At 65.9% G+C, this 13,119-nt stretch carries 11 protein-coding genes and 2 riboswitches; of the genes, 4 read left to right on the top strand and 7 right to left on the bottom strand.

What is annotated here, in order from left to right; all coding sequences use genetic code 11:
- Nucleotides 1-32: 32 nt before the first annotated feature.
- Nucleotides 33-683, bottom strand: coding sequence for an alpha/beta hydrolase (locus ACETK3_RS05285; RefSeq protein WP_236821686.1), 651 nt, complete (start codon nucleotides 681-683; stop codon nucleotides 33-35).
- 78 nt (nucleotides 684-761) lie between these two features.
- Between ACETK3_RS05285 and ACETK3_RS05280 the strand changes: the two genes are divergently transcribed.
- Both ACETK3_RS05280 and ACETK3_RS05275 read left to right on the top strand, forming a co-directional pair.
- Nucleotides 762-1,631, top strand: coding sequence for an SGNH/GDSL hydrolase family protein (locus ACETK3_RS05280; protein WP_237430183.1), 870 nt, complete (start codon nucleotides 762-764; stop codon nucleotides 1,629-1,631).
- Nucleotides 1,632-1,679: 48 nt separating this feature from the next.
- A complete protein-coding gene (locus ACETK3_RS05275; RefSeq protein WP_237430182.1) occupies nucleotides 1,680-2,270 on the top strand; it encodes a hypothetical protein in 591 nt (196 codons plus the stop codon).
- 95 nt (nucleotides 2,271-2,365) lie between these two features.
- Here the strand turns inward: ACETK3_RS05275 and ACETK3_RS05270 are convergent, their stop codons facing one another.
- Both ACETK3_RS05270 and mmsB read right to left on the bottom strand, forming a co-directional pair.
- Nucleotides 2,366-3,850, bottom strand: a complete 1,485-nt coding sequence (locus ACETK3_RS05270) for a CoA-acylating methylmalonate-semialdehyde dehydrogenase (RefSeq protein ID WP_237430181.1) — start codon at nucleotides 3,848-3,850, stop codon at nucleotides 2,366-2,368.
- A 51-nt stretch (nucleotides 3,851-3,901) separates the two neighbouring features.
- Entirely contained in the window at nucleotides 3,902-4,819 is a 918-nt protein-coding gene (gene mmsB / locus ACETK3_RS05265; RefSeq protein WP_237430180.1) for a 3-hydroxyisobutyrate dehydrogenase, read from the bottom strand.
- Between the two features lie 111 nt (nucleotides 4,820-4,930).
- On the opposite strand from mmsB, the gene ACETK3_RS05260 reads away from it, so the two are divergent.
- Nucleotides 4,931-5,863 carry a LysR family transcriptional regulator gene (locus ACETK3_RS05260; RefSeq protein WP_237430179.1) on the top strand — a complete coding sequence of 311 codons (933 nt, stop codon included), beginning with the start codon at nucleotides 4,931-4,933 and terminating at the stop codon, nucleotides 5,861-5,863.
- A gap of 31 nt (nucleotides 5,864-5,894) precedes the next feature.
- On the opposite strand, the gene ACETK3_RS05255 is transcribed toward ACETK3_RS05260, so the two are convergent.
- The 4 genes from ACETK3_RS05255 to ACETK3_RS05240 form a co-directional block, all read right to left on the bottom strand.
- On the bottom strand, nucleotides 5,895-7,031 hold the full coding sequence (locus tag ACETK3_RS05255; RefSeq protein ID WP_237430178.1) for a zinc-dependent alcohol dehydrogenase family protein: 1,137 nt from the start codon (nucleotides 7,029-7,031) through the stop codon (nucleotides 5,895-5,897).
- A gap of 6 nt (nucleotides 7,032-7,037) precedes the next feature.
- Complete coding sequence (locus ACETK3_RS05250) at nucleotides 7,038-8,420, bottom strand: MFS transporter (RefSeq protein WP_236801836.1); 1,383 nt, start codon at nucleotides 8,418-8,420, stop codon at nucleotides 7,038-7,040.
- A gap of 240 nt (nucleotides 8,421-8,660) precedes the next feature.
- A complete protein-coding gene (locus ACETK3_RS05245) occupies nucleotides 8,661-9,776 on the bottom strand; it encodes a homoserine O-acetyltransferase (RefSeq protein ID WP_236801835.1) in 1,116 nt (371 codons plus the stop codon).
- Between the two features lie 12 nt (nucleotides 9,777-9,788).
- Nucleotides 9,789-9,904: riboswitch (SAM riboswitch) on the bottom strand.
- A 122-nt stretch (nucleotides 9,905-10,026) separates the two neighbouring features.
- Nucleotides 10,027-11,343: a bifunctional o-acetylhomoserine/o-acetylserine sulfhydrylase gene (locus ACETK3_RS05240; protein ID WP_236801833.1), complete on the bottom strand. Its 1,317-nt coding sequence runs from the start codon at nucleotides 11,341-11,343 to the stop codon at nucleotides 10,027-10,029.
- Nucleotides 11,344-11,387: 44 nt separating this feature from the next.
- A riboswitch (SAM riboswitch) is annotated at nucleotides 11,388-11,502 on the bottom strand.
- 303 nt (nucleotides 11,503-11,805) lie between these two features.
- On the opposite strand from ACETK3_RS05240, the gene ACETK3_RS05235 reads away from it, so the two are divergent.
- A partial coding sequence (locus tag ACETK3_RS05235) for a S8 family peptidase (RefSeq protein ID WP_373992635.1) occupies nucleotides 11,806-13,119 on the top strand: 1,314 nt, incomplete at its 3' end.

The raw sequence follows: 13,119 nt of genomic DNA, 5'->3' as shown, positions 1-13,119 counted from the left end.
CCGCACCGGCTGGCCCGCCGCCGTCGTACGTCCTACTTGTTCAGCACCTCATGCGTGAGGAACTCCCCCACGTGCCCGATCTCCTGCTGGTTAATGCCGTGCCACATGCCGGTGTAGAGCACCTTGGTGAGCTTGACGTGCTTGCGGACCCAGCCCATGGTGAACTCAATCTTGTCCTGGGTGATCACCGGATCCTGCTGGTCCCGGCCCCAGAACATGGGCACGGTGCCGTCCAGCTCGTCGTCTTTGAACGTGGGGTCGCCGGCCGCGTCCACCACGAAGCCTGAGAGTCCGACGACGGCGGCAAAGTCCGTGGGCCGCTGGCGCAGGAGCGTGGTGGCCATGGCCATGCCCATGGAGAAGCCCAGGAGAGTCACCGAAGGGTGGCCGGGCCTGATGGCGTCGATCCAGTCCAGCACGTAGGCCGAGGCCTTCTTGACCCGCTCCAGCGAGTACTCGATGGACGCGGTAAGCGGGAACCAGGTAAAGCCGGGGCCCATGGCGATGGGCGCCCGTATGGACGCGACGGCGAAATCCCTTGGCAGCATGTCGGCAAGGCTGAGCAGGTCCTGCTCATTGGCACCGTAGCCGTGGAGCAGGACCAGTAGCGGTTTACCGGCGCGCTGGTCTTCCGGGTGGGACCACAGGACAACGGGGGCAGGAAATACTTCGGCGTCAGTCATGGTTTCCATTCATACCAGTTACCCGGAAGTAACAACCTACGTTCGCGTAGGCAGCGAAGCGGAAGGCAGGATAGGACCGTGACTGACGCAAGTGCCCTCCAGACCCCGTCTGCCCACCCCGGTTCCCACCCCTGGACCCGGTACGTGGCGATGGGAGACTCCTTCACCGAAGGCATCGGCGACCCCGAACCCTCAAGCCCCGGCGGCCACCGCGGCTGGGCCGACAGGGTGGCGGAAGAGCTGGGCCGAACCCAGCCGGACTTCGCCTATGCCAACCTTGCCGTGCGCGGCCGGCTGCTCCAACAGATCGTAGACCAGCAGCTTGCCCCGGCCCTGGAACTGAAGCCGGACCTGGTCACCCTGTCCGCCGGCGGCAACGACCTGATCCGTCCCGGCGGCGATCCCGACGCGCTGGCCGAGAAGCTCGATTCCGTGGTCCAGATCCTGTCCATGGGCGGAGCCACCGTGGTCCTGTTCAACGGGCCGGATACGGGCTCCTCGGTGCTCAGCCGGATCCGCAGCAAGGTGGCCATCTACAACGAGAACCTGCGCACGGTTGCCGCGCGCCATGATGCCGTCATCGCTGACATGTGGTCGCTGCGGCAGCTGGGCGACCCGCAGATGTGGGACCAGGACCGTCTGCACTTCTCCCCGCTGGGACACCACACCATTGCGGCCATGGTGCTGGATGCGCTCAACGTGGAGCACTCCCTGGAACCGCTGCAGCCCAAGCCGCTGCCGCCGCGCACCTGGCGCGAGGCAAGGAGCGGGGACCTCGTGTGGGCGCGGGAATACTTCGTGCCATGGGTGCTGCGCCGGTTGCGCCACCAGTCGTCCGGGGACGGCCTCACGGCAAAACGGCCGACGCCGGGTCCCGTCTTCGGCCCGGGCGTTCCGTTGGGATCCGGCGAAGGCCCGTTGGGTACCTCCGAACCCAGCCGCCGGTAACGCTGCCGGGGTTACGCTGGAAGGACACCACACGAGAGGCGCGGCACCGTGAGCAGCTTGTTTTTCTGGATCATCATCCTGTCCTTCGTGGTCCCCATGGCCATGCGGGCGTACCGGCGCTCCATGGCGCGGCGGGACCGGGACCAGGGCTTGCCCGGTCCGTTTTCGGGGCCCGGGCAGTTTCCGGGTCCGAACCAGTTCCCCGGTTCGGACCAGTACCCGGGTTATGGCCAGTTCCCCGGTTCGGCCGGGCCGCAGAACCGCCAGCCCCGCGACGGCTACACCCAGCAGGACTACTTTTCCGGCGGCTTCCGCCAGCCAGGCCAGCCGCCGCAGCCCTATGGCGGGCAGCAACTGCCGCCGTACCAGCACGGACAGGCGCCCATGCCGGACCCCCGGTTCGGTGGTGCGCCACAGGAATTCGGGCAGGAACCGCCGCTCCAGCAGCCGGGGTACCAGCAGCCCCAGCTTGGCCGGCCAGGCCCCGGGCAGCCCTCCGGGCCTGCCACTCCCCCACCGCCCTCGGCACCGCAGGGGTTCCGCGCACGCAAGCTCGCCGAACTGGACCAGCAATACAGCAACGGCGAACTGTCCATGGAGGAGTACATGAAGCGCCGCGGCGACATCATGAACGGCTGACTCTGGTAAGCAGGCAGGTCGGGGACCGGTTTCCGGTCCCCGACCTACTCTTTATTTGTCTAATGCGGCGTAATCCGCTGGTTCAATCCACCGAACTAGTCCACCTGGGGGAAGCCCAGGTCGATCACCGAGGTTGATGGGTCGGGCCAACGCGTGGTCACCACTTTGCCCCGGGTGTAGAAGCGGATGCTGTCCGGCCCGTACATGTGGGTGTCGCCGAACAGGGAGTTCTTCCAGCCGCCGAACGAGAAGGTGCCCACCGGAACCGGGATGGGCACGTTAACGCCCACCATGCCCGCTTCGGCGTCGAACTCGAACTGCCTCGCTGCGCCGCCGTCGCGGGTGAAGATGGCAGTGCCGTTGCCGAACTGGTTCTCGTTGACCAGCCGGACTGCGTCGTTGTAGGTATCCACGCGGACCACGGACAGGACGGGGCCGAAGATTTCGTCGTCGTACACCCTCATGCCGGGCTTGACGTGGTCCACCAGGCTGACGCCGATGAAGAACCCGCCGGAGTCGAACTGCTGCGAGCGCCCATCCACCACCACGGTTGCGCCTTCACCTTCCGCTCCCGCAACGTACGAGGCCACGCGCTCCCGGTGCTCCGCGGTGATCAAGGGACCCATCTGCGAGGCCGGATCGGTGCCGTCACCAATCTTGAGGTCCGCCATGCGGCTTGAGATCGCCTTCACCAGGTCGTCAGCGATGTTCCCCACGGCCACCAGGACGCTGACAGCCATGCAGCGCTCGCCGGCGGAACCGTACGCGGCGGAAACCGCTGCATCGGCAGCCATGTCCAGGTCGGCGTCGGGAAGCACCACCATGTGGTTCTTTGCACCGCCCAGGGCCTGCACCCGCTTGCCGTGCTCAGCTGCCCGCTTGTAGATGGACTGGGCCACCGGGGTGGACCCGACGAAACTCACGGCCTTAACGTCAGGGTGCTCCAGCAGGACGTCCACGGCTTCCTTGTCCCCCTGGACCACGTTCAGGACGCCGGCCGGCAACCCTGCTTCGGCGAACGCTTCGGCGATGAAGACTGCAGCCGACGGGTCCTTTTCGCTCGGCTTCAGCAGGACGGTGTTGCCGCAGGCCAGGGCGCTGCCGATCATCCACAGCGGCACCATGGCCGGAAAGTTGAACGGGGTGATGCAGGCCACGACCCCCACCGGCTGGCGGATGGAATGGACGTCGATGCCGCTGGAGACCTGCTCCGACCGCTCGCCTTTCAGCATGTGCGACAGGCCGGTGGCGAAATCGATGTTCTCCAGGCCGCGGGCGATTTCCCCTTCCGCGTCGGAGAGGACCTTGCCGTGCTCGCTGGTCAGGATCGCGGCGAGTTCGGATTTGCGCTGGTTCAGGATTTCGCGGACCTTGAAGAAGATGGTGGTGCGCTTGGCAAGGCTGGTTGCCCGCCATGCAGGCAGCGCGGCGCGGGCTGCCGCGATGGCTTCCTCTGTCCGGGCCGTGGAGGCAAGTGCCACCTGCTTTTCCTGTTGGCCGGTGGCGGGGTTGAAGACCGGACCGAAGCGGTCGGCATCGGTGACGCGGGCGCCGTTGATGTAGTGCGGGATGGTTTCCAAAAGAGTCTCTTTTCCTGCGGTGCTTGCCGGGTGGTTGGTTGGACGGCGTGGTTAGTTGGACGGCGCCCGGTCAGCGGCCTCGAGCGAGCCGTCCACGAGCTTGATGATCATGGAGCAGTCCTTGCCCGCGTCCCCGGCGTCGATGAGCCGCTGGAACAACTGCTGGACGTGCTTGCCGATCTCCAGGGGTGTGCCGGTGTCTTCGGCGGCGCTGATCGCCAGGCCGATGTCCTTGTTCGCGAGCTCGGTGGTGAAGGTAGGTGCGAAGTCGTTGTTGGAGGCCGCTGTGGGAACCACACCGGGCACGGGGTACCAGGTCCGGAGCGCCCATGAGTCTCCCGAGGAAACCGAGGCGATGTCCCAAAAGACCTGCTTGTCCAGGCCCAGCCGGTCTGCGAGCACCGCGCCCTCAGCGGTGGAGGCAAGGTTGATGAAAAGCATCAGGTTGTTGCAGATCTTGGCTGCCTGCCCCGTGGTGGGGCCGCCCGTGGGGATGATGTTGCCGGACATGGGGCCGATGTAGCCGGCAGCGTCCTTGACGGCGCCTTCTTCCCCGCCCACCATGAACGTCAGGGTTCCAGCCTCGGCCCCGCTCATTCCGCCGGACACCGGCGCGTCCACGAACCGGAAACCGGCGGCAGCAGCGGCGTCGTGCAGTTCCTGGGCAGAGGCGATGTCGATGGTGGAGGAGTCGATGAGCAGCGTGCGCGTATCCGCGTGCGCCAGCACCCCGTCCGCGCCGAGATACACCGCGCGGGCGTGCTCGCCCTTGGGGAGCATGGTGAACACGGCGTCCGCGCCATCCACGGCTTCGGCGATGCTGCCGGCCCGCTTGACGCCGCCCGCTGCAGCCGCATCCAGGGCTGCGGGGTTGAGGTCAAAGCCGCGGACGTCATGCCCCGCCTTCACCAGGTTCACCGACATGTGGCCGCCCATGTTGCCCAGGCCAACCCAACCGATAACTGCCATGCGTAAGCTCCTTTGCTTTCATTCCGGCGCTTCTGCCGGCATGCCTGTGTCAACCATCACACCGTGTTAGGGTGCAATCAAGGGGAAAAATCACAGACACTCTGTGCATTGATGCACATCAACGGAAGGTCCAACGTGGACGCCAGACGGCTGCCGAGCCCCGACGACCTGCTTATCCTTTTGACGGTTGCACGCCTGGGCCGTTTCAATGCCGTGGCCGAGAGCCTGGGGACCACCCACACCACGATTTCGCGCCGGATCCTCGCGCTGGACAAGCAGCTGGGCGGCCGCACGCTGGAGCGCAGCCCACACGGCTGGGAACTGACGCAGCTCGGTGCTGCCGCGGTGGACGCGGCGGAGGCGATCGAGAGTACACTCGGCTCCCTGTCGGGCCTGATCAGCCAGGACAATAGCGCCCTTGCGGGCCTGGTCCGCGTGGCCACCACCGACGCAGTGGGAGCGGTGTTCGTCACTCCATCGCTGGTGCGGCTCCAGCAGCAGAACCCGCAACTGAACATCGAAATGCTCAGCGCCACCCGGAAAGTCAGCCAGAACCGGTCAGGGGTAGACCTGGAGATCGTGGTGGGCCGGGCCGACGTCAGCACCGCACAGACCATTTTCCTGAGCAACTACTACCTGCGCCTCTACGCCAGCGCCGACTATGCAGGGCGGCACGGCCTCCCGGAAACGCTCGACGACGTGGGGCAGCACGCGTTTGTCTCGTACGTCGAGTCTGCGCTCCAGGTGGCGGAACTGGGCCCCCGCTGGTCATCGCAGCTGCCGATGCCCCGGACAAGCTTCCAGGCCACCAGCGTATTCGCACAGGTGGAGGCCGTTCGGCAGGGCGCCGGCATCGGGCTGCTGCCCAACTTCATGGTGGCGGACCGGGAAGATTTCGTTCCAGTCCTGCCTGCGGATTTCGAACGCCAGCTCCCTATCTGGGCCGTGGCCCGCCCGGAGTCGCTTCGGTCGGCCCGGGTGCAGGCGGTGATCGCGGCCCTCAAGGAGGAGCTGAAGGAGCGGGCCGGACTGCTGGCAGGCTGAGGCTGGCCCAGCCGTAGGGGCAAACGACGGGTCAGGCCTGGAAGAGCCGCCGCACCACCTTCCCGGCGGCGAGTGCATCAAGCCCCTCGTTGATCTCGCTCAGTGGCCGCGTGTCGGTGTGCAGCAGCTCAACCGGCAGCTTGCCCTCCCGCCAGTACCCCAGGTACCTCGGGATGTCGCGGGCGGGAACGGCATCACCCATATAGGAGCCCAGCAGGCGCTTGCCGGCGCCGGCGAACTGGAGGGCCGGAACGGTCAACTCGGCGGACGGGTGTGGAAGGCCCACCGAGACCACTGCCCCGCCCCGGGTCACCCGTTCCAGGCAGGACGCGATCACGCCTGCCGAGCCCACCGCCTCGACGGCAACATCCACTCCGTCGCCGGACGCTTCCTGAATGAGGCGCCCCGCGTCGTCCGGCGTACCCACCGCGGTGGCACCGGCGTCACGGGCCAGCTGGTGTTTGCCCTGGTTCGGATCAATGGCAATCACGCTGGCAGCTCCGGCCAGGCGTGCCGCCATGACCGCGGAGAGCCCCACCGCCCCCAGGCCGAAAACTGCCACGGACTGGCCGGGACTGACCTCGGCGGTGTTGAACACCGCGCCCATTCCGGTGAGCACGGCGCAACCAAACATCGCGGCGACCGTGTCCGGGACGTCGTCGTCAATCACCACCACTGATTCCCGCGCAACCACTGCGTAGTCCGCAAACGCCGAGACGCCCAGGTGATGGTTGATGCGCTTCCCTTCCGGCGTCCGCAACAGGGCAGGCCCGTGCAGCAGGTCTCCTGAGCCGTTGACCTCCGCTGCCCGGTGGCAAAGCGCGGGCCGGCCGGCCAGGCAGGCCCGGCAGTGGCCACAGCTGGGCACGAACACCAGCACCACGTGGTCGCCCACGGAGATGTCTCCTACGCCCTGGCCCACGGACACCACGCGCCCCACCGCCTCGTGGCCCAGGGCCATGGGGAGTGGCCGGACCCGTGAGCCGTCCACCACCGAGAGGTCCGAATGGCAGAGGCTCGAATAGGTGATGGCAACACCAAGCTCACCGGTGCGGGGCTCCGGCTGCTCGAGTTCCTCCACGACCAGTGGCCGGGCGTCGGCGAAGCTGCTTTTACCAGAGGCGTTTCCAGTGGCGGGGACGGTGGCGTACAGGACGGCGGCTTTCATGGGGCCCTACTTCTTGCTGGCGGCCAGCAGGTCGGCGGTGCCCTTGGCGTCGGCTGCGTCCACGTCATGCAGCGAGACGCCGCGGGTTTCCTTCAGGAAGAAGACCGCGACGGCGGTAATGGCGCAGGCGATGAGCAGGTAGACGGCCACGGGGACCGAGGACTTGTAGGTGCCCAAAAGCGAGGCGGCGATGATCGGGGCCAGGGAGCCGGCCACGATCGACGTCACCTGGTAGCCCAGGGAGACGCCCGAGTAACGCATCCGGGTGGGGAACATCTCCGCCATGATGGCAGGCTGCCCAGCGTACATGAAGGCGTGGAACACCAGGCCGATCATGATGGCCGCCAGGATAATGAAGTCGTTCTTCGTGTCCATCATGGGGAACGCGAAGAAGCCCCAGGTGGCGCCCATAATGGCGCCGGCCATGTAGACGGGCTTGCGGCCGAACCGGTCCGAGAGCTTGCCGACCATGGGCACCACGGCAAAGTGCAGGGCGTGGGCCAGGAGCAGCAGCAGGAGGATGCGCGTGGTGTCGGCCTGGACCACGGTCTTCAGGTAGGTGATGGAGAACGTCACCACCAGGTAGTACAGGATGTTCTCCGCAAAGCGCAGGCCCATGGCGGTGAAGACGCCGCGCGGGTAGCGGCGGAAGACCTCGGCCACGCCGTAGCCCTTGTGGCCGGCGTCCACTTCCTTACGCGCTTCAAGGAAGATGGGGGCGTCGTTGACCTTGGTCCGGATGTAGTAGCCGATCAGCACGATCACCGCGGACAGCCAGAAGGCAACACGCCAGCCCCACCCGAGGAAGGCTTCCTGGGTCAGGGTGGAGGACAGGATGAACAGCACGGCCGTGGCGAGGAGGTTGCCCAGGGGCACCGCGGACTGCGGCCAGCTGGCCCAGAACCCGCGGGACTTACTGGGGCTGTGTTCCGCCACGAGGAGGACGGCGCCGCCCCATTCCCCGCCGACGGCGAATCCTTGGGCAAACCGGAGGATGACCAGCAGCGCGGGAGCCCAGTAGCCGATCTGCCCGAACGTGGGCAGGCAGCCCATGAGGAAGGTGGAGACGCCCACCAGGATGATGCTGAGCTGCAGCAGTTGCTTGCGGCCGAACTTATCGCCGAAGTGGCCGAACACGATGCCGCCGATGGGACGGGCCACGAAACCGACGGCGTAGGTGAGGAAGGCGGCGATGATGCCATCCAGTTCTGTCCCGGCGTTGGGGAAGAAGGCTTTCCCGAACACCAGGGTGGCTGCGGATGCGTAGAGGAAGAACTCGTACCACTCCACGACGGTGCCGGCCATGGAGGCCGTCACCACTTTCTTCAGGCCTGATGCCTTGACGTCGGTTTCCTCGGTGCGCCTTGCGGCGGAGCGTTCCGTACTCAATGCGAACTCCTTCGGCGTCGTCGTCGACACCACGGGGACAGTCGATGGCAGCCGGATGTGATGTACACCACGAAAACCGGCTTCGATGAGTATGGTCTGCTTGCCGGTGCAACCTCAACGACCATTAGTGCAGAAGGCATCTGCAGGAATGCACACTGCTGGAGGTTTCCTTGGAGCTGGCTGAACCTCGGAGGCTTTGACCAGGAACGTGTGGACCAAAACTGCCTGGTCCAGGAGTGCCTAGACCAGGAAGCTGCCCCGCAGCTGCGCCCCCAGTTGGCCTATCTCGGTGAGGAACCCGTCGTGGCCGATGGGTGCCTGGATGACGTGGACGTCCACCTCGCCGGGCAGCGCCTGCGCCAGTTCCCGGGACTGGGACGGGAAGTAGAGTCGGTCGGAGTCGACGGCGGCCACGAAGAAGCGTGCAGTAGCACCGGCCAGGGTTTCGGCCAGGGTTCCCCGTCCGCGGCAGACGTCGTGGCTCATCAACGCTTCGGTCAGGGCGATGTAGCTGTTGGCGTCAAAGCGCTTCACGAGCTTGTTGCCCTGGTGGTCCAGGTAGCTTTCCACCTGGTAGCGGCCACGGGCTGCCAGTACTTCCCCCTGAAGGGGCGACTCGGATGCCTGGGCCGCCCGGCCGAAGCGGCCTTCCAGTTCGGCGGCGGACCGGTAGGTGATGTGGGCGATGCGCCGGGCAAGGGCCAGGCCCTCTTCAGGACAGGGACCGCCGTAGTAGTCGCCGCCGTTGAAGTTTGGATCCTGCCGAATGGCCAGGGTCTGGGCCTGGGCAAAGGCGATTTGTTCTGCCGTGCTCGCAGCCCCCACGGCGATGACGGCACAGCGCTGCACCCTTTCCGGGTAGGTCACTGCCCATTCCAGCGCCCGGGCGCCGCCCATGGAGCCGCCAAGAACCGCGAACCAGCTCTTGATCCCCAACTGGTCCGCCAGCCGGGCCTCCGCCACGGTGCTGTCCCGCAGCGTGACCAGGGGGAAGCGGGAACCCCAGGGCGATCCGTCGGGGGCGGGCGATGAGGGGCCGGTGGAGCCGTAGCAGCCGCCCACAATGTTGATGGACACCACGAAGAAACGGTCCGTGTCCACGGGGGCACCGGGCCCGGCCAGCTGCTCCCACCAGCCTTCCTCGTCGGTGTCTCCGCGGGTTACGTGAGTGCTGCCCGTGAGCGCGTGCTCGATCAGGATGGCGTTGCTGGCGTCTGCGTTGAGGGTGCCCCAGGTTTCGTAGGCCAGCGTAACGTCGGGCAGGTATCCCCCGGCCTCGAGCTCCAGTTCCCCAATGGAGGCGTAGCGGACGATTCCGTGTTCGGGGATGGTGGTTGGGGCGACGGAAACCGTCATGGCAAGACCTCTTCTACGCGCTTGCCCGCCGTCAATTGACCGGCAGGCCAGGTCCTCACCCGGGGCACCCCACCGCGGAAGGAGGGTTGCCGGCCAGCAAGCCGGGGCTGTCGCTGGCACTCATGACCTGGATCGAGTGTACGAAACACCACCCGGTCCAAGCCAAGAGTGTGACTGGTTGTGACTTCCCGACTTGCTGCCTGCCCTGCCCTGCCGCCTAAGTGGCGCCCCGGCGTCGTACTTTAGGCTTCTAGGCGTCCTTCGCAGCCCTGAAGCCTGCTTCAAGGTCGGCGAGGATGTCGTCGATGTGTTCCAGGCCCACGGAAAGCCTGACAAGTCCCGGGTGCACCCCGGCCACCACCTGCTGCTCCGGCGAGAGCTGGCTGTGGGTGGTCGACGCCGGGTGGATGACCAGGGAGCGCACGTCGCCGATGTTGGCCACATGGGAGTGCAATTCCAAAGCGTCGACGAAGCGTTTGCCCGCCTCCGCTCCGCCGGCCAGGTTGAAGGCGACGACGGCGCCCGTCCCCTTGGGCCCATACTTGCGGCCACGCTCGTACCAGGGGCTGGACGGCAGCCCGGCGTAGGCGACCGATTCGACGTCGTCCCTTGCTTCAAGCCACCGCGCAACCTCCGCCGCGTTTGCAACATGGCGCTCCACCCGCAGGCTCAATGTCTCCAGGCCCTGGGAAATCAGGAAGGCGTTGAACGGCGAAACCGCCGAGCCCAGGTCCCGCAGGAGCTGGACCCGCGCCTTGAGGATGTAGGAGAGATTGGCACCGAGCGCTCCATCGGCTCCCAGGTCGCGGGCGTAGACCAATCCGTTGTACGTGGGATCCGGGGTGTTGAAGCCGGGGAACCGTTCCGGGTCCTTGCTGAAATCGAACTTGCCGGAATCGACGATCACGCCGGCGATGGCTGTGCCGTGGCCGCCCAGGTACTTGGTGGCCGAGTGGATCACGATGTCCGCTCCCCACTCCAGCGGCCGGATCAGGTACGGCGTCGAGAGGGTGTTGTCCACGATGAGGGGCACGCCGGCCTGGTGGGCGACTTCGGAGATGCCCTCGATGTCCAGGACGTCCTGGCGCGGGTTGGAGACCACTTCACCGAAGAAAAGCTTGGTGTTGGGCCGGACGGCGTTGCGCCACTGGTCCAGGTTGTCGGGGTCGTCCACGAACGTGACGGAGATGCCGAATTTTTTCAGGGTGTGGGCGAAAAGGTTGTAGGTGCCGCCGTAGAGGCTGGGGCTGGCTACGATGTGGTCGCCGGCCTCCGCAATGTTCAGGACCGCGAACGTTTCGGCGGCCTGGCCGGAACTCAGCAGCAGCGCGGCCAGGCCGCCTTCAAGGCTGGCAATCCGCTGTTCGACGGCGTCCTGCGTCGGGTTGCCGATGCGGGTGTAGATGGGCGCCAGTTCGGAGAGTGCAAAGCGGTTGGCTGCGCTCTCGGCCGTTGGGAAAACAAAGGACGTGGTTTGGTAGATGGGCAGGGCACGGGCTCCCGTTGCACTGTCCACTTCCTGGCCGGCGTGGATCTGGCGGGTTTCGAAGGACCAAGCGTTGGACATCCAAATCTCCTTTGACATGGGCCCGGCATGCTCAGGGGCAGTGCGGGCCGCGCTTGCTGTCGGCTCGTGCCGGACAGCCAGGTCCTCACCCGGGGCACCCCACCGCGGATGGAGGGTTGCCGGCCAGCGAGCCGGGGCTTGGCGCTGGCACTCATGACCTTCGCCAAGTCTAGGAAGCGGGGGCGCCCAACGCCATGAGTATGACGGGTCGTGACAAAAGCCTGGACGTGGAAACACACCGCCAGGACTGCAGCGTAGGTTTGCGAAGATTCGCACAGGGAATGCGAAGGATCGCCCGAGCTTCGGAAGATCGGGTTCCCGTCCCCGATAGATTTGAACGGGGAAAACCCCCTCGTTTCTCACAGTCAAAAAAGGACGGACGTTCCGTTGCCTCCGATTCTGCGCCCTGCCGCACGTGCCACTGTTCTATACATTGTGTTGGTCTGTTCAATGCTGGGAGCGGTGCTTCTCCCTGCTCCCATCGCCAGCGCCGCGGCGGCTGACAAGGGTGATTACATTGTCCGGTTCCCCTCGGCAGCGGACGTCAGGCAAGAGAGCAGTGCCCTGCGCGGCCAAGGTATTGGCGTTAGCCGTATGTTCGATAATGCGATCAAGGGCGCTGCGATAAAAGCCACCCCGGCGCAAGCCTCAGCCCTGATGCGGTCCGGCAAAGCCGTCGCCGTTGAGCCGGACCAGCCCGTCACGGTCTACAGCACAACCCAGGAGCAGGCGCCATGGGGACTGGACCGGATAGATCAACAATCGCTGCCCCTATCCAGCACGTACACGCCCTCCGGCACCGGGCAAGGCGTGAGCGTCTATGTACTCGACACTGGGATCCTCGCATCCCACGTCGACTTCGGCGGCCGGGTTGCAACAGGTTGGACGGCGAAGTCCGACGGCCTCGGGTCCAGCGACTGCAACGGACATGGCACCCATGTAGCCGGCACTATCGGCGGTTCAACCTATGGCGTGGCAAAACTCGCGACTTTGATCCCGGTGCGGGCACTGGCCTGTGATGGCACAGGCCTCTACTCGGACGTTATTGCAGGACTCGATTGGATTGCAGGGGACCACCGTGCCGGAACTCCGGCTGTGGTGAACCTCAGCATTGGCGGCCCCACGAGCAGCACCTTGGACGCTGCCGTGGAGGCGGTAATCGCCGACGGTATTTCCGCGGTTGTTGCTGCAGGTAACAGTGCCACCGATGCATGCACGGCTTCCCCTGCCAGGGTTCCGGCGGCAATCACGGTCGCTGCCAGCGATTCCACGGACCACCAGGCCAGCTTCTCAAACTTCGGCAGTTGCGTGGATCTTTACGCCCCCGGCGTTGGCATTACATCCGATTGGTACACCTCCCCGGCCGCCACCGCATCTCTAAGCGGGACCTCAATGGCCACTCCCCATGTGGCAGGCGCTGCTGCCCTCATGCTCTCGCAGAACCCGCTGCTCTCCCCTGCCCAGATAGGAGACGCACTGAATTCTTCCTCAGCCAGCGGCAAGATCTCCAACGCCAGCCCGGGAACCCTAAACCGGTTGCTGCAAGTTGCGTCACCGGCAGGAACCAGCAGTCCGTCGAACCCTGGCTCGTTTTCCTCCCAGACCCCGTTCCGGCAGCTTGATACGCGCAACGGCACCGGAGGCACCAGCGGGCCAGTCGCTCCCGGAGCCACCATCAAGGTCCCGGTAACCGGACGGGGCGGCATCCCGGCAACAGGCGTGTCAGCCGTGGCCGTAAACGTCACTGTCACCGAGCCCACCAGCAACGGATTCATC

This window comes from Arthrobacter sp. E44 (assembly GCF_041877125.1).
Classification (GTDB): domain Bacteria; phylum Actinomycetota; class Actinomycetes; order Actinomycetales; family Micrococcaceae; genus Arthrobacter.
The sequence above is the reverse complement of the archived record's forward strand: the minus strand, read 5'-3'. Positions and strand labels throughout refer to the sequence as shown.